This window comes from Nonomuraea sp. NPDC049504 (assembly GCF_040676845.1).
GTDB classification, from domain to species: Bacteria; Actinomycetota; Actinomycetes; order Streptosporangiales; family Streptosporangiaceae; genus Nonomuraea; species Nonomuraea salmonea.
Map to the genome: position 1 here is coordinate 119,057 of NZ_JBFAPT010000012.1, position 21,273 is coordinate 140,329.

General features: G+C 72.5%; 16 protein-coding genes. 4 read left to right on the top strand and 12 right to left on the bottom strand.

Going from position 1 to position 21,273, the window contains the following annotated elements; all coding sequences use genetic code 11:
* Nucleotides 1-15 precede the first annotated feature (15 nt).
* Nucleotides 16-2,475: a pyruvate dehydrogenase (acetyl-transferring), homodimeric type gene (gene aceE, locus AB0K28_RS23555; protein ID WP_364373578.1), complete on the top strand. Its 2,460-nt coding sequence runs from the start codon at nt 16-18 to the stop codon at nt 2,473-2,475.
* A gap of 27 nt (nt 2,476-2,502) precedes the next feature.
* Here the strand turns inward: aceE and AB0K28_RS23560 are convergent, their stop codons facing one another.
* From AB0K28_RS23560 to AB0K28_RS23590, 7 genes are all read right to left on the bottom strand, one after another.
* A complete protein-coding gene (locus tag AB0K28_RS23560; protein ID WP_364373581.1) occupies nt 2,503-3,792 on the bottom strand; it encodes a HAMP domain-containing sensor histidine kinase in 1,290 nt (429 codons plus the stop codon).
* The gene (locus tag AB0K28_RS23565; RefSeq protein ID WP_364373584.1) at nt 3,789-4,478 is read right to left on the bottom strand and encodes a response regulator transcription factor; all 690 of its coding nucleotides are present in this window, start codon (nt 4,476-4,478) and stop codon (nt 3,789-3,791) included. The genes AB0K28_RS23560 and AB0K28_RS23565 overlap by 4 nt, the downstream gene beginning before the upstream one ends.
* Nucleotides 4,479-4,571: 93 nt before the next feature.
* On the bottom strand, nt 4,572-5,909 hold the full coding sequence (locus AB0K28_RS23570) for a cation:proton antiporter (RefSeq protein ID WP_364373587.1): 1,338 nt from the start codon (nt 5,907-5,909) through the stop codon (nt 4,572-4,574).
* Nucleotides 5,866-7,272, bottom strand: a complete 1,407-nt coding sequence (locus AB0K28_RS23575; RefSeq protein WP_364373590.1) for a cytochrome P450 — start codon at nt 7,270-7,272, stop codon at nt 5,866-5,868. Before AB0K28_RS23575 ends, AB0K28_RS23570 begins: the two co-directional genes overlap by 44 nt.
* Nucleotides 7,266-8,591, bottom strand: a complete 1,326-nt coding sequence (locus AB0K28_RS23580) for an alpha-hydroxy acid oxidase (protein WP_364373593.1) — start codon at nt 8,589-8,591, stop codon at nt 7,266-7,268. Before AB0K28_RS23580 ends, AB0K28_RS23575 begins: the two co-directional genes overlap by 7 nt.
* Nucleotides 8,592-8,602: 11 nt before the next feature.
* Nucleotides 8,603-10,159 carry an NAD(P)-binding domain-containing protein gene (locus AB0K28_RS23585; RefSeq protein ID WP_345386419.1) on the bottom strand — a complete coding sequence of 519 codons (1,557 nt, stop codon included), beginning with the start codon at nt 10,157-10,159 and terminating at the stop codon, nt 8,603-8,605.
* A 278-nt stretch (nt 10,160-10,437) separates the two neighbouring features.
* Entirely contained in the window at nt 10,438-11,190 is a 753-nt protein-coding gene (locus AB0K28_RS23590; protein ID WP_364373597.1) for a DUF4352 domain-containing protein, read from the bottom strand.
* A 136-nt stretch (nt 11,191-11,326) separates the two neighbouring features.
* Between AB0K28_RS23590 and AB0K28_RS23595 the strand changes: the two genes are divergently transcribed.
* Together AB0K28_RS23595 and AB0K28_RS23600 are read left to right on the top strand one after the other, a co-directional pair.
* Nucleotides 11,327-12,073 carry an SDR family oxidoreductase gene (locus tag AB0K28_RS23595; RefSeq protein WP_364373600.1) on the top strand — a complete coding sequence of 249 codons (747 nt, stop codon included), beginning with the start codon at nt 11,327-11,329 and terminating at the stop codon, nt 12,071-12,073.
* Between the two features lie 97 nt (nt 12,074-12,170).
* Nucleotides 12,171-13,055: a hypothetical protein gene (locus tag AB0K28_RS23600; protein WP_364373603.1), complete on the top strand. Its 885-nt coding sequence runs from the start codon at nt 12,171-12,173 to the stop codon at nt 13,053-13,055.
* A gap of 173 nt (nt 13,056-13,228) precedes the next feature.
* Here the strand turns inward: AB0K28_RS23600 and AB0K28_RS23605 are convergent, their stop codons facing one another.
* The 3 genes from AB0K28_RS23605 to AB0K28_RS23615 are packed head-to-tail and all read right to left on the bottom strand — an operon-like array spanning nt 13,229 to nt 18,462.
* The gene (locus AB0K28_RS23605) at nt 13,229-16,447 is read right to left on the bottom strand and encodes an AAA family ATPase (RefSeq protein WP_364373605.1); all 3,219 of its coding nucleotides are present in this window, start codon (nt 16,445-16,447) and stop codon (nt 13,229-13,231) included.
* Nucleotides 16,431-17,729, bottom strand: a complete 1,299-nt coding sequence (locus AB0K28_RS23610) for an oxygenase MpaB family protein (protein ID WP_364373607.1) — start codon at nt 17,727-17,729, stop codon at nt 16,431-16,433. Before AB0K28_RS23610 ends, AB0K28_RS23605 begins: the two co-directional genes overlap by 17 nt.
* A 22-nt stretch (nt 17,730-17,751) precedes the next feature.
* Nucleotides 17,752-18,462, bottom strand: coding sequence for a Crp/Fnr family transcriptional regulator (locus AB0K28_RS23615; RefSeq protein ID WP_345386401.1), 711 nt, complete (start codon nt 18,460-18,462; stop codon nt 17,752-17,754).
* A gap of 179 nt (nt 18,463-18,641) precedes the next feature.
* On the opposite strand from AB0K28_RS23615, the gene AB0K28_RS23620 reads away from it, so the two are divergent.
* Nucleotides 18,642-19,250 (top strand): sigma-70 family RNA polymerase sigma factor, encoded by a 609-nt coding sequence (locus tag AB0K28_RS23620; RefSeq protein ID WP_364373611.1) that lies wholly within the window; start codon nt 18,642-18,644, stop codon nt 19,248-19,250.
* Between the two features lies 1 nt (nt 19,251).
* Here the strand turns inward: AB0K28_RS23620 and AB0K28_RS23625 are convergent, their stop codons facing one another.
* Together AB0K28_RS23625 and AB0K28_RS23630 are read right to left on the bottom strand one after the other, a co-directional pair.
* Nucleotides 19,252-20,541 (bottom strand): hypothetical protein, encoded by a 1,290-nt coding sequence (locus AB0K28_RS23625; protein ID WP_364373614.1) that lies wholly within the window; start codon nt 20,539-20,541, stop codon nt 19,252-19,254.
* 245 nt (nt 20,542-20,786) lie between these two features.
* Nucleotides 20,787-21,206 carry a hypothetical protein gene (locus tag AB0K28_RS23630; protein ID WP_364373617.1) on the bottom strand — a complete coding sequence of 140 codons (420 nt, stop codon included), beginning with the start codon at nt 21,204-21,206 and terminating at the stop codon, nt 20,787-20,789.
* Nucleotides 21,207-21,273: the final 67 nt, after the last annotated feature.

Consider the following 21,273-nt stretch of genomic DNA (forward strand, 5'->3'; position numbering starts at 1 on the left):
TCATAGGATGGATGTATGGAGACAGACTGGGACCCCCAAGAGACGGCGGAATGGCTGGAGTCGCTCGAAGCCGTCCGCCGGGAGGCCGGCCCCGACCGGGCCGAGTTCCTGCTGCGGCGGCTGGCCACGAGCAGCCGCTACGTCAACACGGTGGCGACCGATGACGAGCCCGACTACCCGGGTGATCTTGAGCTGGAGGAGCGCGTAGCGGCGTACGACCGCTGGAACGCCGCCGCGATGATCACCAGGGGCAGCAAGCTGGGGCTCGGCGGCCACCTGTCCACCTACGCCTCGGCCGCCTGGCTCTACGAGGTCGGCTTCAACCACTTCTTCCACGGCGAGCACGACCAGGTCTACTTCCAGGGTCACGCCTCGCCGGGGATCTACGCTCGCGCCTTCCTGGAGGGCCGGCTGAGTGAGGAGCAGCTCGACCTGTTCAGGCGGGAGCCGGAGGGCGGCCTGCCGTCCTACCCGCACCCGAGGGCGATGCCGGGGTTCTGGCAGTTCCCGACCGTGTCGATGGGGCTGGGGCCGCTCAACGCCGTCTATCAGGCCCGGTTCAACCGCTACCTCCTCAACCGCGGCATCAAGGACACTTCGGCCTCCCACGTGTGGGCGTTCCTGGGCGACGGCGAGATGGACGAGCCCGAGGCCACGGCGGCGCTGACGCTGGCCGCGCGCGAGGGCCTCGACAACCTCACGTTCGTCATCAACTGCAACCTGCAGCGGCTCGACGGCCCCGTACGCGGCAACACCCGCATCGTGCAGGAGCTGGAGGGCGTCTTCAGGGGCGCGGGCTGGAACGTGGTCAAGGCGCTGTGGGGCCGCGACTGGGACCCGCTGCTCCAGAACGACGAGCTGGTGGCGCGGCTGTCGGAGACGCCCGACGGCCAGTTCCAGACGTTCGCCGCCTCGCAGGGCGACTACATCCGCGAGAAGCTGTTCCACGGCATCGAGGTGCCCCACTCCGACGAGGAACTGCGCCGGATCGTCGGCGGCTCGCGGGCGGGCCACGAGCCGCGCAAGGTGTACGCCGCCTACCGCCGCGCGCTCGACCACCGGGGCGGCCCGACGGTGATCCTCGTCCAGACGGTCAAGGGCTGGACGCTGGGCGCCGGCGTCGAGGCGCGCAACGCCAACCACCAGATGAAGAAGCTCTCCCAGGACGAGTTCCGCGACCTGCGCGACCGCCTGGGCCTGCCGATCAGCGACGCCGCGCTCGACGGCGACCTGCCCCCGTACGCGCACCCCGGCCCCGGCTCGCCCGAGGCCCGCTACGTGGCCGAGCGGCGCGCAGCGCTGGGCGGCCCCGTGCCGTCGCGGAAGGTGTCCCACCACCCGCTGGCGGCCCCCGACGCGCGTCCCTTCGACAAGCTGGCCAAGGGCTCGGCGCAGCCGGTGGCGACCACGATGGCGTTCGTGCGGCTGGTGAAGGACCTCATGCGGGAGCCGGAGACGGGCCGCCGCTGGGTGCCGATCGTGCCCGACGAGGCCAGGACGTTCGGCATGGAGTCGCTCTTCCCGTCGGCGAAGATCTACTCGCCGCTCGGCCAGCGCTACGAATCCGTCGACCGGGACCTGCTGCTCGCCTACACCGAGTCCACCGAGGGACAGATCCTGCTGGAGGGCATCACCGAGGCGGGCTCGATGGCGTCGTTCACCGCCGCCGCCTCCAGCTACGCCACCCACGGCGAGCCGATGATCCCGTTCTACATCTTCTACTCGATGTTCGGCTGGCAGCGGACCGGCGACCAGATGTGGGCGCTGGCCGACCAGCTCGGCCGGGGCTTCCTCGTCGGCGCCACGGCGGGCCGCACCACCATGACGGGTGAAGGGCTGCAGCACGCCGACGGGCACTCCCAGCTCATCGCCTCGACCAACCCGGCGTGCATGGCGTACGACCCGGCGTTCGCGTACGAGGTGGGCGTGATCGTCCGCGACGGCCTGCGGCGCATGTACGGCGAGGCCGGCGAGAACGTGTTCTACTACCTGACCGTCTACAACGAGCCCAAGCCGCAGCCCGCCATGCCGGAGGGTGCCGAGGAGGGCATCGTCAAGGGCATGTACCGCTTCTCCGAGGGCGGCGGGCAGGCGCAGCTGCTGGCCAGCGGCACCGCCATCCACTGGGCGCTGGCGGCGCAGGAGCTGTTGCGCGAGGAGTACGGCATCGGCGTGGACGTCTGGTCGGTCACCTCGTGGAGCGAGCTGCGCAGGGACGCCATGACGGCGACCGGCGTGCCGTACGTCCAGGAGGCCCTGGCCGGGGCGCGCGGGCCGGTGATCGCGGTCAGCGACTGGATGCGGGCGGTGCCCGACCAGATCGCCCCCTGGGTACGTCAGCCGTGGACCTCGCTCGGCACCGACGGCTTCGGCCTGTCGGGCACCCGCGAGTCGGTGCGGGAGCACTTCGGCGTGGACCCGCGCTCGATCGCCGACGCGGTGCTCAAGGCCGTGCAGGAGGAGTCCGGCGCCTGAGCCGGCATCGTCAGGCCCCGCCGGTGTTCAGGGCTTCGAGGCCGGTTCCGGGCGGGGTTCTGCGGTGAGTCCGGGGTGGTGGGCGGGCAGGCGTACGGTGAAGGCGGCGCCTTCGCCCGGCCGCCCGTCCGCGGTGATCGTGCCGTGATGGCCCTCCACGACCTCGCGCACGAGCGCCAGCCCCAGCCCGAACCCGGTCCCCTCGAACCGGCCGAACAACCGCTCGGTGTCCGCCGGGTCGAGGCCGACCCCGTCGTCCTCGACGGTGAGCAGCACGACGCCGGGCTCGCACGACAGCCGCATCCCGATGTGGCCGCCCGGCCCGGTGTGGCCGAGCGCGTTGTCGAGCAGCGCGGAGACGACCCTGCGCAGGGCCGACTCGACGCCGCGTACGACGTGGTCGCCGGGCCCGTCGCAGCGCACCTGCACGTCCACGCCGCGGGCGGCGGCCCGCGCGCCGTCGGCCGCGGCCACCTCGGCGGCCAGCACGGCGAGGTCCACCGGCCCGAACGGCCGCCGCAGGTGCTGGAACTGGGCGGAGCACAGCAGGTCCTCCACCACCTCGCCGAGCTGCCTGGTGCCGATGACGAGGTGATCGGCCTCGTCGATGAGCAGGATCGGGTCGGTGCCGCCGCGCAGCCGCCTGGACAGCAGCTGGGCGCGGGTGTTCAGCCGGGTCAGCGGGGTGCGCAGCTCGTGGCTGACGTCGGCGGCGAAGCGCCGCTGCCGGGCCAGCGCCTCGCCCAGCGGCGCGATGGCGCGGCGGGCGACGACCTGGCCGACGACCAGCGCGGCCAGCAGCCCGGCCACCTCGGCGCCGAACAGCGTCTGCAGCAGCCGCTGCCGCTCCGACACCTGGTAGCGCAGGTCGAGCGCGGCCTGCACGATGGTGTCGCCGCGGCGGCGGGTGTGCACGAGATACTCCTGGCCGGCCACCGTGACCTGCACGGTCTCCTCGGGCACGCCGCCGGAGACGTGGTTGATGGAGCTGCGCAGGGGCAGCTCGGCGGGCGCGCCGGGCGAGGCGGTGATGGTGCCGTCGGAGCGCAGCTGGTACAGCCAGACGCAGGGCGGCGGGTACGCCACCGGCGATCGCGCGGCCGTGACCGCCAGGTCGCGCATCGCGGCGGTGCCCTGGCTGTGCACCATCGCACACCACACCAGCACGCCGACCAGCGCCAGCACCACCGAGAACGCCCCCGCCACCTGCACGGTGACCCGGCGGCGGGCCCGTCTCAGCAGGCGGCGGCCAGGATCGGGCTCCGGCTCAGGACGCCGCCCCGGGTCGGCCGGGCGGTGCGGCGCGATGACGCTCACAGCGCGCCCAGGCGGTAGCCCACGCCGCGTACCGTGCTCACCACGCCCGCGCCCAGCTTGCTGCGCAGGTAGTACACGTAGGTATCCACGATCGACTCCTTCTTCGCCCCGTCGAAGACCTGCTGGCGCAACGCCCTGCGGGTGTGCACCTGGCTCGGGCGCGCGGCCAGCGCGCTGAGCAGCCGGCACTCCTGCCCCGACAGCATCACCTGCTCGCCGCTGGGCAGCCGGACGATGTGGGACTCCGCGTCCAGCCAGCCCTCGCCCAGCGGCAGCAGCGTGGCCATGTCGAGGTTGCGGCGGTGCAGCGCCCGTACCCTGGCCAGGAGCTCGTCGATGTCGAAGGGCTTGACGAGATAGTCCTCCGCGCCGGCGTCGAGCCCGGTGACCCGGTCGGACACCGAGCCGAACGCCGTCAGCAGCAGCACCGGAGTGGTGACCGCCTGCCGCCGCAGCCGCCGCAGCAGGTCGATGCCGTCCATCGAGGGCAGGCCGCGGTCGACGACGAGCACGTCGTACGCGCGGCTCAGCCCAAGGTGCAGCCCTCGCTGTCCCTCCAGCGCCAGATCGACCGTGTAACCCTGTTCGGTGAACAGGTCGACCAGCATCGGCCCCAGTTCGCGGTCGTCCTCGACGAGCAGCAGCCGACGGGAGGGCGGGTCGGCCGTGCCTGAAGTCCCAGCCACGGCACCACGGTTACACCACTGTGGCGGAAAAACCAGATCCACCCGTCTCATTGGCCTTCCAGAAGAAGTGTCCACACCCGCCCACCTGGGCGATCACGGAGAGTTGGATGGAACTTCCACGGGCCGCTCGGCCGGCGCCTCGGCCTTCGTGGTCAGCTCCAGCCGCTCGGGCAGCGCGAGCTTGTACAGCGGCAGGGCGGCCGCCGTGGTCAGCACGGCCACGAGCACCAGCATCGAGAACAGCTCCGTGGTGATCATCTGCTGGGCGAGCCCGATGTTGATGAAGATGAGGATCATCAGGCCGCGGGCGTTCATCAGCCCGCCCACCGCGTACGACTCCCGCCACGAGAACCCGAGCCCGCGCATCGCCAGCGAGCACCCGAAGTACTTCCCGGCGAACCCGGCCGCCAGGATCAGCAGGAACGCCAGCACCATGGCGCCGCCGGTGATGCCGCCGAGCTGGGTGTTCAGCCCGGAGAAGGTGAAGAAGACCGGCAGCAGCAGGGTCGAGACGACCTCCATCATGCGGCCGTGCAGGACCTGGCGGAACTCGGGGTTCCGCGGCATGGCGAGGCCGGCGAAGAAGCCGCCGAAGACGGAGTAGACGCCGATCCAGTCCGTCATCCAGCCGGCCGCCAGGGGGACGAGGATCACCACGTACATGCCGGTCGGGCCGAGCCGCCCGGTGCGCGCGACGCTGTCGCCCATCGGCCGCAGCAGCGGGGCCACGACCTTGAGCATGACGATGGCGAACAGCGCGGTCAGCGCGACCGTCGGCAGCGCCCCCGCAGGGCCGTCACCGAGGTGCATGGCCGTCAGCACGGCGAGCAGGCACCAGGCCAGCGCGTCGTCGATGGAGGCGCCCAGCAGGGACAGGCGGCCGAGCGGGGAGTTCTCCAGGCCGCGCTCGTACAGGATCCTGGCCAGCATGGGGAAGGCGGTCAGCGACAGCGCGCCCCCGACGAACAGGGCGAACTGCAGGGGCGGCACCTCCGGGCGGGACAGCAGGTCGTACAGCACGAGGCCGGTGCCCGCGCCGAGCAGCAGCGACGGCAGGATGCCCGACGCGGCCAGCACCGACGCCTTGCGCGCCTCGCCCGGCGTGCCCGCGCTGTGGTCGAGTCCGGCGCCGACCAGGAACATGTAGAGGGTCAGGCCGATGGTGCTCAGCACGTACAGGACCGGCCGGACCTCCGGCGGGAACAGGGTGGCCTGCGCCTCGGGGAACAACCAGCCGAACAACGTGGGCCCGAGCAGCACGCCGGCGACCATCTCGCCGAGCACGCGCGGCTGCATCACGAGCTGGGCCAGCCTGCCGCAGATCGCCGCCGTGATCAGGATGACGACGAGGGCGGGCAGGACCTTGAGCACCAGGGAGAGGTTCGGGTCAGAGGGAGCGACGTGCGCCAGGTTGATGACCAGGGTGGGCATACCGGTCCTCCGCATCGGAAGCGTCAGGGGGGTTGGAGGCGGCCTCGGCGAAGTGGCGCTCGCACAGCCGTTTGCGGTGCGCGTCCCACACCATGTACGTGCCGAGGACGAGCTGGACGAGGCCGCGCCAGACGTCCTCCCAGCGGTCGCGCACCCGCAGGTACGCCAGCGCGAGCCGGGGCCGGTGCGCGGCCCCGCGCGGGGTGAGCAGGCAGGGCCCGCGGCTGGGCAGGGATCTGGTGTGGGTGACGGAGGAGTCGAGGACGTAGCGGCCGAGCACCTCCCGCGCCACCGCGCGCATCGCGATCGGCGCCAGCCGCCAGGCCGGGCACGGCCGGTTGGCCGCGACGCCGAACGGGACGTGGTTCAGCTCCTTCGCCGGCCGATCGCAACGGCCGGGGTCGAAACGGGCGGGGTCGAAGCGGCCGGGGTCGGCGAACCCCGTCCGGTGGAACTCCGGATAGTTGAAGCACAGCACGGAACCGGCCGGGATCGTGGTGTGCTCGTCCAGCGCGATGTCGCCGCTGGTGATCCGGTGGGCGATGCCGAACAGCGGGTAGAGCCGCAGCGTCTCGTTGATCACCCGGTCGAAGTGGCGGTCATCGGACGTGCGCGCGCGTTCCTGCTCCCCGGGGTGCTGGGCGAGGACGAGCAGCAGATGCGCCATGGCCTCACTGAGCTGCACCACGGCGGTGTTGAAGAACGCGCCCTGCAGGTAGTACGCCTGCTCCAGCGGGGTCAGGCCGCCGGGCAGCGGCACCCGTACCCTGTCCAGGCGGGGCAGCAGGTAGCGGGTCAGGCGGTCGCGGCGGCCCATGTGCCGCAGGCCCGTGCACTTGAGCGAGGTGACCACGTCGTCGGCGTTGGCCGCGATCAGGTCGCGGGCCTCGCGCGGGCAGCGCTCGGCGAAGACCAGCTCGTACGCGAACTCCGCCCACACCGGCATCATCAGGTCCCGCAGCCTGACCAGCCCGCGCACGCCCGCCACGCCGCGCACGGCGCACCGGCGGGCCAGCTCCTCCACCTCGCCCTTCGGCACCGCGAGCAGGGCGCGGGTGGTGCGGGCCACGGCGTCGTACCGCTCGCCCGGCTCCAGGTGCTCCTGGTGCATCTCGGGGCCGGGGGCCAGCCAGTACCAGAACAGGTCCGACAGCGCCGCACCCTTGCTGCGGCCGTTCGCGGCCGGGTGCGCGTACAGCTCGCGGAAGCGCTCGACGCCTACCAGCTCGCCTGGCACGGGCACGCCCTCGTCGCCGTTGATCCGGGCGAACACCCGCTCACGCAGCGCCACCACCCGGCGCGGCAGCCACCACGGCAGGCTCATCAGTACGGCCACCACCAGCAGCACGACGGCGATCAGCATGGCCGCACCGTGTCCCGCACCGTGTCCCGCACCGTGTCCCGAACCATGTCCCGGCTGAGGCCGGCCAAGCCGGCGCAGCCGCACAGCGTCATGGCCTCCTCGAACTGGGCCCGCAGCAGGCCGAGCACGCCGGCCGCGCCCGCCTCGCCGCCGGCGGCGCGGCCCCACAGCACCGGACGGCCGACCCCGACCGCGGCGGCGCCCAGCGCCAGCGCCTTGACCACGTCGGTGCCGCGCCGCACCCCGCCGTCCATCAGCACCGGCACCGCGCCCGCGACCTCGGCCACGACGTCCGGCAGCAGGTCGATCGCGGCGGGCATGCCGTCGAGCTGCCGGCCGCCGTGGTTCGACACCAGGATCGCCGCGGCGCCGTGGTCGATCGCGAGCCTGGCGTCGGCCGGGTGCGTGACGCCCTTGACCACGAGGGGCAGGTCCGTCATGCGGCGCAGCACGGCGAGGTGCTCCCATGACAGCTCCGGCCACATCACGATCGGCCGCACCGGGCCGTCCGGGCCGTCGCGCAGGTTCTCGCAGTGCAGGTGGGCGGGCAGGTCGTGGAAGCCGTTGCGGACGTCGCGCTCGCGTACGCCCATGACCGGCGAGTCGGCCGTGACCACCAGCGCCGTGCAGCCCGCCGACTCCGCGCGGCGCACGACGCGCTCGGTGAAGGCCAGGTCGGGCTGGACGTAGAGCTGGAACCACAGCTCGGCGCCCGGCGCCGCCGCCACCTCCTCGACGGCGACCGTGGCGGCCATGCTGACGATCATGATGGTCCCGGCCGCCGCCGCGGCCCGCGCGGTCGCCCGCTCACCCTGCGGGTCGGCCAGGCGGTGGAACGCGGTCGGCGCCACCAGCACCGGCATGGACGCGCGGCTGTTCAGCAGGGTCACGCCGGTCTCCGGTATGCCCGCGCCGCGCAGCACCCTCGGCACCAGAGCGAGCCGGTCGAAGGCGGCCTCGTTGGCGCGCAGCGTGATCTCCTCGCCCGCGCCGCCCGCGAAGTAGTCGTAGTGCGCGGGGGCGAGGCGCTCGCGGGCGGCGTCCTCGAAGTCCCGCAGCCGCCAGCCGCTCATCGGGCCGCGCGGGCGGGTGGCGGCCGGGCCGCGCGGCCCGGCCATGGGGTCGCGGACCGGGCCGTGCGTCGGGCCGTAGCGGGGGTCGCTCAGCGGGACGGCCGGGAGGGGCGGCGGGCCGTTCACCGGGCCGTTCGCGGGGCCGTTCGCGGGGCCGTTCGCCGGGCCGGGCGGCGGGACGGGCGGCGGGGTGCGGGCCGGGTCGCGCGGCGAGGTGCGGGCCGGGTCGTGGACGGGGCTGCTCATCGTCGGGCGCATCACGCGGGGACCGCGGCCGTGCGCCGGGCGAAGAACGCCCGCAGCGGCTCCACGTGCACCTCGGGGGAGTCCCACTCGTTCTCCAGGTTCTCCGTCACGTGGTGCACGGCGACCGGCTGCCCGGGGAGATGGTGGCGGACGACCGGATGCAGGTAGTGGCCCTCGTGGGCGCGGGCCGCGTCGCCCTGGCCCGGCCGGGCGACCTCGATGTCGAAGGGATCCACCTTGTCGTGGCCGGGGCCGTACTCCAGGGTGATCGAGAAGTGGCCGTGCTCACCGATCGGGTGTTCGCGCAGGTCGTACGGCACCTCCTCGTAGTAGCGGGCGGTGCCGCCGTCGAGTGTGATCACGTCGGCCAGCAGCCCGAACTGCTGCCACAGGGCCGAGGTGCGGTTGATCCTGGCGACCACCGCCGCCGCCAGCGCCGCCGGGTCGGCCGGCAACTCCTGGGCCGGCCAGGACACCCCGTGGTGGCGCGACTCCAGCACGCGGTGCAGGGCCCGCACGCCGTAGCGGAAGCCGTGGATGAAGCCGCTCGTGCCCTGCTTGAAGTCGCGCGACTGGGTGATGGTGCCGGCGAAGTACAGGCCGGGGACGTCCACCGACTCGTACGCGGGCGTCAGCGCCGGGAACCTGCCGTCGCACGCGAGCGCCGGCCGGCACCCGGGCGCGAAGATCGAGTCGTCGAAGCGGAACCCGGTGCAGACGATGACCCGGTCGTACGGGATGTCCTTGGTGATCTCGTCCACCCGGACGAAGGCCACGCTCACCAGGTACGTGCCGTCGGGTTGCCGCTCGATGTTCCTGACGTGCCCGTCGAGCACCGCGTTCTGGGACTTGAGCTGGTAGGTGTCCAGCATGCTGTTGTTGATCGCGCGCAGGTGGCCCACGTAGTGGGTGCGCCAGGCCAGCCGCACCGAGCGCGGCCCGGCGACGTGGATGACGGCGGCGGTCTCGACCAGGTTGTCGGCCGTCTCGAACGCTGAGTTGCCCTTGCCGATGATGAGCACCCGCTGGTCGGTGTAGTCGGCGGGGTCGATGGACGCGTCGCCGTACAGGTCGGCCGTCTCGATGCCCGGGATGGGCGGGATGTTTGGCTTGCTCACCCCGGTCGCCACGACGACCCGCCGCGCCTCGAACGTCCGGCCGTCCTCGGCCGTCACCACGAAGGGACCTGGCCGCTCCACCCTGGCCACCTGGGCGCCGTACTCGATCCGCAACCCGCAGGACCGCGCGAAGTCGCCGAGATAGCGGACCATGTCATCGGCATGCGGGAAATACCGGTCGCTGTAGCGGGTGAACAGCAGCTCCGGGTCGTCCGACAGCAGGGAGTTCCAATCCATCCGCAGGTTGAGCTCGGGGTCGTCCCAGCCGGTGTGCTTCTTGTTGATCGAGATGAGCGTGCGGTGGCGCGGGAACGTGCGGAAGAACAGGCCCGGTGCCGCGCCCGCCTCGAGGATCACGTAGCTGCGGCCGGACTTGTGGAGGAAGTGACCGAGCTGGAGGCCCGCGGGCCCGGCGCCGATCACCACATAGTCGAGGGGGTTGTCCGCCATGTACGCCTCCGTCACGACAAAGTGCTTGACAGGACGATCGACATTTTTGGCAAGCAATTCTCAGAGAATGCTCAGAGCGCGCGGCCGCCGTGCCGGGCCGGGCACGCTTGCCCGGTGCCGGTCCGCTCGTCGGGGGGCCGACCGCGCACGCCTCGTCCACGTCAGGATGGCCGGCCTGGACCCGCTCGATCGGGCCGGCTGTACATGACGATCGCATTGACCATGATCACTCAGGTCGGTCTCAACTGCCGCTGGTGAACGTCAGCGCCGCCGATGTGCTAGGCCAGCGTCCACTCGGCCTTCTGCGAGCCGAGGCCGGCGTTGATCGCGTACTGGAGCTTGGCGGCTCGTGCCGCCTGCGGCACCTCGAACACCACCACACCCATGCGCGAGTCGCCGCCGCTGATCGACACCGTCGCGCCGAAGTCCTGCCCCTCGCTGATCTGCTTGACGCTGGGGCGGTATTGCCGGTTCTCGTGGTCGATGAGCCAGGCGCTCAGCAGCGGGGAGTCGGTGAACTGGGTCTGGCCGGTGTTGGTGAAGGTCATCTCCACGGCGACGAGCTTGCTGCCCGCCGCCGGCTTCACGAACTCGGTGGCGGGCGTGGCCTGGTCGATGACGCGGCTGACGGTCGCGGTGAGCCGCAGGGCGGGGTCGATGGACTGGAGCGCGATCGACCCGCCGAGCCCCGCCGGCCCGGTCTGTTGCGGAAGAATTTGGTCAGCCTGCGTCGGGGCTGGGTCGGTCTGGGCTGGGTCGGTCTGGGCGGGGTCATTTTGGGCTGGGGTGGTCTCCTGGGCGTCGGCCAGCGGCTCCCTGGACGGCATCACCATGGTCGCGGAGCTCGGTGAAGGCCCGCCGCCGGTGTCGGTCAGCACCAGCGCGAGGGCCGCGCCGCCGCCGAACAGCAGCATCGGCAGGCCGACCACGAACAGCACGATCAGGGGAAGGTTGTCGTTGCGCGTGGCGGGCGGCGGCCCGTAAGCCGGCTCATAGGCCGGCCGGTGGTACGTCGGGGGCGGGTATCCCACGAGTGACTCCTGATGGGGGACGGGAGTGTTGGGACGTTCCACCCGGCCATCCGGTTGTCCTTGATCGGTTTCCGGGGGCGCTGTCCATCCTAGGCCGCCGGAAGGCGCTTGCCGAGCATCCCCTATCGTGCGGGGGATGAGTGGACGTGGAGTACTTGTCACCGGAGCGTCGAGGGGCATCGGCAGGGCCGTCGCGGCGGCCTTCGCCGAGCGGGGAGACCGGGTCGCCATCCATCACCGCGACTCGGCCGGCGACGCCGCTAGCCTGCTCGGCGCGCTGCCGGGCGATGGGCACGCGGTGGTCCAGGCGGACCTGGCCGACCCCGAGGCGGTCAGGTCGATGGTGGCCGCGGCGGCCGAGGCGCTGGGCGGCCGGATCGACGTGCTGGTCAACAACGCGGGCGTGTTCCTGCACCACCCGATCACGGAGCTGACGTACGAGGAGTGGCAGGACGCCTGGCAGCGCACCCTGGGCGTCAACCTGATGGGCGCGGCCAACACCGCCTGGTGCGCGCTGCGGCACATGGGCGAGGGCGGCAGGATCGTCAACGTCTCCTCGCGCGGCGCCTTCAGGGGCGAGCCCGACAGCCCGGCGTACGGCGCGAGCAAGGCCGGGCTGAACGCGCTCGGCCAGTCGCTGGCCATCGCCCTCGCGCCGCGCGGCATCGCGGTGGCCACGGTCGCGCCCGGGTTCGTCGAGACCGACATGACCAACGAGCACCTCAAGGCGCCGCGTGGCGACGCGATCAGGGCGCAGAGCCCGTTCGGGCGGGTGGCGCGGCCCGAGGAGATCGCCGCGGCCATCGTGTACCTGGCCTCGCCCGAGGCCGAATGGGCCAGCGGGGCCGTCCTCGACCTCAACGGGGCCTCTTACCTGCGCTGATGCCGGTCTGCCGGGGATCCCGTGATCTGTCGGCATTCCGCGGCTATTGTGAATTCTCAGGACGCCTCGGAACTCGTTCGTTCGTGAGGGGGTCGGTGTGGCCGGTCGCCGCGGGTACGCGTGGTCATCGCTGGCGATCTGCGTCGCGATCGTGCTCGCCGCCCTCCTCCTGCACGGCGTGTTCGGCGACATCGGGCTGCTCTACACGGTGCTGCTCATCCCGATCGGGCTGGCCGTCTTCATCGTGGCGCACGACGTCCTGCACCGCAGGAACGCGGCCGCCGCCGAGCGGCGGCAGCTCGCCAGGGAGCGCGATCACGTCCGGCGCACCGTGGACTTCATCGCCGACCCCGACCTGACCGAGCAGGAGCGGCTGGCCGTCATCGACGCCTTCATCCCGCGCTTACGCCGCGAGCCTGCGGACTCGCTCCACGATCGGCCTGCGGACTCGCTCCACGATCGGTACGTGCTCGTGCCCGAGCTGGCCGCGCCCGCCCGCGCCCTGCTCGAACGCGCCAGGCGGGCCGTCATGTCCGTCTACACCTCGCAGGCCATGCGGTTGCGGCTGCTCGACGGGCTGGCCAACGAGGTGCTGCTGCCCCGGCAGATCTGGGAGATCGCGGTGCTGCTGCGTACCCAGACCCGGCTGTGGCAGGAGCAGGAGCGGGCCATGAGCGGCGTCGTCACGCCCGAGCTGCGGGCCGTGCTGGCGCCGCAGCAGGAGGCGCTGCACCGCTCGGCGGCGGCCGTGGAGGCCCGGGTGACCCGGCTGGAACGCTACGCGCACCGGGTCGCCGAGGCCGACGCCGCCCTGCGCGCCCGCGACGCGCTGGCCCGTAACGACGCGTACCGGGCGCTGCTCGCCCACACCGACGACACCGACGGCCTCGCCGCCCTGGAAGCCCAGGGCGAGGCGCTGGAGGAGACCCTCGCAAGGACCGTCCGCCAGGCCGTCGAAGCCGGCCACACCCTCGCCACCTGATCACCGGCCTGTGTTGCCGTCGCTTTGGGGGAAGGGCGGGGTGTTCTCCGCCGGTGTGGGCGGGTGTCCGTTGACGCTCCCGCCCGCGACCCCCGCCGACCCCGAGCGGCCGCCCGTGGTGACCTTCGGCAGCCCGGCCCCACCTCCAAGGGACGGCAACACAGACCGGTGGGCTAGGTCGTGGCGCGGCGGTCCAGTAGCAGGGCGCCGCGGCCGGAGAGCAGGGTGCGGCACCAGGTGCGCAGGTCCGAGGGTTTGGGGCCCTCGAGGTCGCTCTCGTCGAGCAGGTCGGCCCAGTCGAGGAGCGACTCGGCGAGCATCAGGGGGACGCCGCGGCGTTCGTGGACCTCGGCGGCCGCCTCGAAGTGGCCGGCGGCGCGCTGCTCGTCGCCCATCGCCACGCACAGGTGGGCGAGGTAGTGGTGGCCGCAGTGGTGGGCGACCGTTCCGTGGCCGAACGTCTCGCCGCCGCCGGAGAGCGCGTCGTACAGGCGTCCGGCCAGCTCGGCACGCCCCAGCCGGGCGGCGGCCACGGCCAGGTTGTCCAGCGCGGGCCGGTGCGCCATGTTGCGCGGCGGGGTCTCGCCGCCGTCGGCGAGTATGCGGTCGAGCAGCGGCCCCGCCTGCTCGTCGGCCAGCTCGCAGAGGTAACGCAGCACCGCGTGCACCGGATCGACCCGGGGCGCCTGCCCGGCACGGCGCAGCCGGTCGCGCAGCTCCCACAGCCGGCCCTGCAGCCGCCGGATCTCCGCGATCTGCTCGGAGAAGATGGCCACCGCCTCCAGCCGCCGGCCGATCTCGGAGCCGAGCCGCAGCGCCGCCTCCGCCTCAGCCTCGGCCTGCGCGAGGTCGCCCTGCATGAGGGTGAGCCCGGCCTTGGAGTAGCCGATCAGCCAGTTGAGGTGCGGCTGCCCGAGCCGGTGCGCCAGCTCGTCGGCCCGGTCGAGCAGGTCGGCCGCCTTGGTGGCGTCGCCGCTGTCCAGCACGGGGGGCGTGCGCTGCACGTACGCGTGGAACAGCGCCAGGTCGTCACCCGTGCGGCGGGCCGCCTCCAGCATCTCGTCACCGTCGCGGTGGCGCTGGTGCAGCGGGTCGGCGGGGATGATGGTCAGGCTGCGCATGCCGAGCACGCTGGCCAGCGTGCGCGGGTCGCCCGACTTGCGGGCCAGGGCCACCGCCTCGTCGCTGAGCGCGAAGCGCCGCTCGCCGTCGGGCGCCCAGATCAGCTCGGAGGCGAGCTGCGCGGCCAGCAGCGCGCGGGTGCTGACGTCGGTGGAGTCGACGACCTTGCGCGCCTCGGTGAGCAGCGCGATGCGCTCGCGGTCGGGGGCCGCCGAGATGGAGGAGCCCCGGTCGCCGCCGAGCGCGGCGGTGACGATCAGGTCGTGGCGCTCGCACTCCCTGGCCAGGTCGGCCGCGTCGAGCAGGGTGCGGCGGGCGTCGGGGTGCCCGGCCAGCCACATCGCCCTGCCGCACTCGACCAGCAGCTCGGCGCGGCGTTCGCGGGCCGCGCCTGGGGAGTCGGGGAGCAGGGCGAGCGCCCGCTGGTACCAGGTGACCGCCTCGCGGTGGGCGAGCCCGGCCAGCGCGTGCTGGGCGGCGTGCACGGCCGCGTCGGCCGCCGCGCTCACCCGTGCCGGGTCGCGGCCCTGCTCGGCGGCGGCCAGCAGGTGGGCGGCCACCACGTACGGCCTGGTCCGCATCGCGTGGGGGTCGGTGGCGAGCAGCGCGTCGGCGACCCGCCCGTGCAGCAGCGCGGCGCGCGGCGCCGAGAGCGTGGTGCAGAGGGCGGTCCTGGTCAGCTCGTGGGAGAACCGGCAGGACCCGTTGTCCAGCATCGTCACCAGCCCCGTGCCCATGGCCTCCTCGACGGCGGCCACGAAGCGCGGCTCGTCCAGGTCGAGGCCGCCGCGCAGCTCGGCCGAGTCCATCCGCTCGCCCACGGCCAGCAGGCTCACCAGGTCGCGGGCGTCGGGGTGGAGCTGCGCGACGCGGGCCGTCACCATGCGGGTGACGGAGTCGGGCACGGCCAGCGCGTCGAGGTCCTTGCCCGCGCCCAGCTCCCTGATCACCTCGCTGACGAGGAACGCGTTGCCGCCGGTGATGCGGTGCAGCCGCTCGGCGTCGGCGCGGGCCCGCGACTGCGCGAGCGCGTCGCTCACCTCGCCGGGCCCGAACGCCGGCACCGGGATCACCCGGGCGTCGGCGGTCAGCTTGTGCAGCTCGGGCAGCGTCTGCGAGGGCGCGGACTCGACCGGCACCGGCCGCGACATGGCGAGGACGAGTAGCGGCAGCGCGTCGGAGTCCCACATCAGGGCGCTCAGCATCTGCAGCGACTCCAGCGTCGCCCACTGCAGGTCGTCGATGATCAGCAGCACCGGGCGTACGGTGGCCAGCCGCTCGATCAGCGTGCGGGCCGCGGCCATCAGCTGGTAGCGCTCGGAGACCGGCTCGGTGGCCGGCGGCACCTCCAGCGACAGCGGCGGCGCGGCCAGCGAGGGCGCCAGCCGGACGAGCTGCCCGCACTGCTGGTCGATGCCGGCCCGCAGCAGCAGCGCGGGCGAGGTGCGGGCCAGCCGCTCGACGGCGCCCGCGACCGGCTCGTACGCCTTGCGCGCCGGATCCGTGCACCGCCCCGCCAGCACGGTGAACTGCCGCTTGAGCGCCCGCCTGGCCGCCTCGGAGGCGAGCCGGGTCTTGCCCACGCCCGGCTCGCCCTCCAGGATCACCAGCTTGCCGCCGAACTCCGCCGCCGCCAGCTCGCCGTCCAGCGCCCGCAACTCCTCCTCGCGGCCCACGAACGGCAGCGCGCCCCCGTCGTCCAGCCACGGCGCGAGCCCGCCGCCGAGGTGGTGATCGGCGCTCTGCCAGTGCAGCTCGTACGTGTGCAGCGGCTCGCGCAGCCCCTTGCCGGGCAGCCGCCCGAGGTCCTTGAACTCGTGCCTGCTGCGCCCCTGGGCCAGCCGCCTGACCAGGTCGGTGCAGAGCACCTGACCGCCCTCGGCGATCGCCACCAGGCGGGCCGCCTCCACCGTGGGCAGCCCGCTCACGTCGTCGTGCCCCCAGCACACGTCGCCGGCGGCCAGCGCCGCCCTGATGGAGATCTTGTCCATGGCGCGCTCGTTCTCGTCGGCCACCGCCTGCTGGACCGCGATGATCGAGTCGAGCCCCGCCGTGGCCGAGTCGAACACCGCCATCAGCCCGTCGCCCAGGCTCTTGGTGAACGACGAGCCGCTCGCCGTCACGACCGAGCGCAGCAGCTCGTACAGGCGGCGGAAGACGACGTTGGCCCGCTCCTCGCCGAGCCTGATGCGCAGTGCGGTGGAGCTGACGACGTCGGTGAACAGGATGGTCGCCGTGGTGAGCGTGCCCGGCTCATGTGGGGCTGTCACTGTGCGGCCCTTTCCGCCCGCGGGCGGGCGCTCGTAGCCTCGTGCGTACGTTCCTGCGGATCGCGCGGGTCTGTACGGCCGCGCGCGACTGCCTGATGCGCCAGGCGCGGGCCAGCTCGTCGGGGATCCTGAACGCCGCCTGCCCGTCGGAGTGGCGGTCGATCAGGGCGACCACGATCTGCCGCCCGGCCTTGCGTACCAGCCAGCGAATCACACCGTCCACCGGCCCGGCCAGCCACGAGGAGCCGTGCGCGGCCTTCGCGGCGGCGAACAGGGCGGTGAACCACCAGGCGGGCGCGGGCACGCCGAGCAGCTCGGGCACCCGGTCGGCGCCGTGGGAGGCGTGCCGGAAGATCCAGTGGACCAGGCTGCGCGGCATCTTGCGCCAGCCCAGCGGCATGAACGCCTCCATCTCCTTCAGCATCACCGCCATCAGCAGGCGGCCCTCGTCGCTGGTCTCCAGCAGCCGGCCGAGGCGCGCGCTGACCGGCTCGACGTCGCCGAGGGTGAGCGGCCCCTCGCGGCAGACCTCGATGCCCATGAGGTGGCCGAAGACGCTCCACGTGTAGAGGTTGGCGGCGCGTTCCTCGTCGCTCAGCACCACGCCCATGGTCTCCATGGCCTCCCACGTCACCACGGAGAAGTCGAAGAGCGTGGCGAGCAGCAGCTCCTGGTTGACCGGCGCGCCCAGCCGCTCGGTGTCCCAGTGGTCGGCGTAGCGCTCGTCCACCAGGGCGCGGACGAACGAGTGCAGGATGCGCAGCCCGATCGCCGTCGTGTGGCCCGGCCGGCCGGGCTGGAGGCTGTCGGTGCTCTTCAGCCCCATCACGTCCACCAGCATCTGCCCGGTCTCGGCGACCCTGCGGGTCATCCCGTGCGTGGCGAGGTTGGAGACGCCGGCCAGCACCTTGGCGCTGGACACCTCCGCGTACGCCATCGGCAGGCAGGCGAAGAACAGCGCCGCCGACTGGTAGAGCCCGTGGTCGGCGAACACCGCCTGCCCCCTGGCCAGCAGCTCCCTGTCGTCACCCCACTCCGGCAGCTCCTTGGCGAAGTCGAGCGCGTCGAAGATCCGCGACGCCGGCGGCTCCCCCGACGGCTCCCTGGCCTCCCGTTTGGCCGCCCCCAGCTCCGCGACCACCGCCTTGACCAGCTCCAGCGCGCCCCGCCCCGGTGGCTGCTCCTGCAGGTATCCGGCGACCACCTTGTCGACGTCGGGATCGGCCTGCTCCCGTAGCTGCCGGAATCTCTCGTCCGGCCAGCGCCCCTCAGGATCGTTCATGTGCCCCGTACTCCAGATTCGGTCAGAGGCCGCCCCGTTTCCGCAGGGCGGCGACGTCCAGCAGCCTGATCGTCCGGCCTTTGACGGCGATGAGGTTGCGCGCCACCAGCGACTGCAACGCCCGGTTGACGGCCGGGCGGGAGGCGCCGATCAGCGCGGCCAGGTCGGACTGGGTCAGCCCGGGCAGGTCCACCACCCCGCCGGCCTGGCCGTGCTTGTCGGCCAGCTGCAGCAGCAGCTTGGCCAGCCGCCCGCCGAGGTCGAGGAAGGCCAGGTCGGCTGCCTGGTCGGTGAGCCTGCGCACCATGCGGCCGAGCAGCCGCAGGAACTCGTCGGCCAGCCCAGGATGCTCGCGCATGAGCTCCAGCAGCCGCGCCCTGGGCAGCGCGAACACCCAGGCGGGCCGTGCGGTCACGATGGAGGCCGAGCGCGGCGAGTCGTCCAGCAGCGCCATCTCGCCGAAGGTGTCGCCGCGGCCCAGCATGTTGAGGACGATCTCGTCGCCGTGCTCGGTGGTGAACACCACCTTCACCAGACCGTCCAGCAGGACGTAGAGCGACTCTCCCGGATCGCCCTGATGGAAGATGATCTGCCCCGACCGGTAGCGCCGGGTCAGGCCCGCCCGCGCCGTGCTGCGGATGCCGCTCTCTCCGAGCACCTGGAACAACGGGATCTCCGCCAGCACCGCGGCGACCGGCTCGGCGTCGTGGGGAAGGCCGCTGCGCCCGTTCATGCGAGAACTCTAGGCCGCATTCCGCCGGGGGACAGCTTCTGGATAGCGATCTTTGAAATGTGACCAGCGACACACCCAGGCTGTCACGTCCGGAACAGTCTTTCCGGATCATCCGGCGCACGGTGGGTGAGCCGGCCGGAGTCGACCCCCCGAGTGTCCGGACCGGCAGGGAGAACGACATGCACGTGGACACCATGGAACGCCTCGACACCCGTCCCGACCCGCGCCCCGACCCGCGCCCCGGCACAGGAGCCTTGGTGGCCGCCGCCCAGGAGGGCGACGCGCTCGCCTGGGAGCGGCTGGTCGAGGAGTTCAGCCCCATGCTCAGGGCCCGCATCCGCAGGTTCAGGCTGAGCCACGAGGACGCCCAGGACGTCCTGCAGACCACCTGGCTGCTGGCCTGGCAGAACCTCAAGAGCGTCGAGGACGGCCAGCGCATGGCGGGCTGGCTCGCCACGATCGCCTTCCGCGAGTGCCTCAAGCTCACCCGCAGGACGAAGGAGATCTGCACCCCCGACCTCGACTCGCTGGGCAGCACCGACGACGTCGACAGGGAACTGGCCAGGATCTGGCTGGCCGGCACCCTCGAAGAGCTCGTCGAGGAGCTGCCCGCGGCCCAGCGGGTGCTGTTCAGAGCGCTCACGGAAACCTCCGAGCCCCACTACGTGGACGTGGCGCGCAGGCTGGGCAGGCCGGTCGGCAGCATCGGGCCCACCCGAGCCCGCTGTTTCGCGAAGCTACGCGGCCTGCTGCAGGCGCGCGAGATCACCCGCGACTTCCTCGACTGACCTAGTCACCGGGCTTGCCTGACTGAGCGGACGTGTCGGGCGGGTCAAGCTGGATCGCCTCCAGGAACGGCTCGAAGTCGAAGTGCGCCATCTCGTACGCGTCGGGGTCGGTCTCCGACGGGTACCGGTAGAGCCTGCGTGGCCGCAGCCCGGGCCGGTCGACGAACATCTGGCTGATCGCCTCGGGGACGAGCCCCTTGCGCATCTCCTCGGCCAGCCCTTCGGCGACCTCCTTGTCGAAGGGCACCCGGTAGAGGGCGTCCACCTTCTGGTAGACGCGGAAATAGCTGACGATGAAGCGCATCCGGTCGGGATAGGACACCCAGTCGCGCACCCCGGCCAGCGACGCCTCGCGGTCCTCGGTGATGAACTCCTCGGCCAGCTTGCGCACCTTCTCGTTCTGGATGGGCGCCCACGCCTCGTCGAGGCTCACGCCGGGCGGCGGGGTCAGCGGCCTGCCGACCTTGACGTCGCTCAGCGGGGTGGCCACGGCGAACAGGTGGCGGGTGTAGAGCGAGGACCACAGGCCCTCCAGCGTGCGCGTCAGCCAGGGCTGGTCGGCGTGCGCGGCGGCGTACAGGCGGAAGCGGGGGAACGGGCGGCGCGTCACCAGGGAGCGCAGCGAGCGCCACGACACCCGGGTCAGCCAGCGCACCGGGCGGTACAGCACGAGTTCGAGCGCCGCCTGCGCGCGCGCCTGCTCGTACGCCGACAGCGCGATGTTCGCCCCCAGCATCAGCTCGGCCCGCTCGGCCGGGTCCTGCGTCGCCGCGGCCGCCACCATGAGCTGCGCGGCGTCCTTCAGGTAGCGCGGGTCGGCCGGTGACAGCAGGTCGGTGAGGAACTCCGGCGGCGTCGGCGTCACCTCGGACTCGGGGCTGACCTTGAGGAAGCGGTCGGGCGTGTCGTTCCACAGGTTGACCGCCAGGCTGGCGGTCTCCAGGAAGATGGCCCGGTTGGCCAGCGCCAGCCCCAGCTGGTAGCTCGGCCCGAGCAGGGTCAGCAGCGCGGCCCTGAACAGCCGGCGGGAGCGCTGCGGCACGCGCAGGCGGCGGCCGAAGTCCTCGATGAACGGCGAGCCGGGGCCGAGGTCGAGGCTCTCCCCGACGGCCTTGGAGGTCCAGGTGGCGTAGCAGTACCAGTTGTTCGCCTCCCGGCCCAGGTGGGCCGCGAGGTCGGCGGCCACGCGGTGGTAGCTGTAGGCGATGACCATCGCTTCGAGTGCCGCGCTCCGGTCCTTGTACGCCGCGATGCGCAGCACGTCGTCGGCGGTCATCGGAGTGTCGGACATCAAGTCTCCCGTTGTGCCGGTCCCGTCGCCCCCGGGCATGCTCATGGAGTTAAGAGCGCCCCCAGGAGCGTCAGATACAGTCGGCGGCCTGCTTTGCCCCGTGGCCGCCAGGGCTGGAGCGTAGGAGTGTCCGCTTGCGGGGGGCTTGCAATAACATCGCCACGCTTCTCAGACTTGGTGCTGATTCGTACATCGGCCCGTCCCCAGAACCGCCCCGGGCGGTCGCCGCCCGGGGCGGGTGCCGCTCACTCCTTGACGGTGATCTTGCTGATCACCACGAATCCGCCGAGCGCCCCCGCGGTGCCGGCGGCCGTGGTGGTGGTGAGGTTGACCACGAGGTCATAGGTGCCGGGGGACAGCTGCCCCCGCATCGGTATGGAAGCCGTGTATCGCCCGGAGCCCGGGGTGAACGTCATCTCAACGGGCGGCGCGGGATGCCGCGACTCGCCACCGCCGATCCGGTCGGCGATGATCTCCAACTGCCAGCGGCCCACCAGCCAGTCGACAAGTTCACCGGTGACCTCCCAGCTCACGTCCACGGTCCAGCCCTCGCCACAGTGGACGACGTTCGTGGGCTGCGCGCCGGGATCGATCACCTGGCCATGGAGAATGCCCGCCAACTGCTCGGCCGGCACTTTCATCACCTGGAATTCTCCGGTCGCCATCGCGATCTCCTCTCCGCGGGACGGGTCCCCGTGCGAAGGAGCAGAGCGACGACGGCGGCGGCGAAAT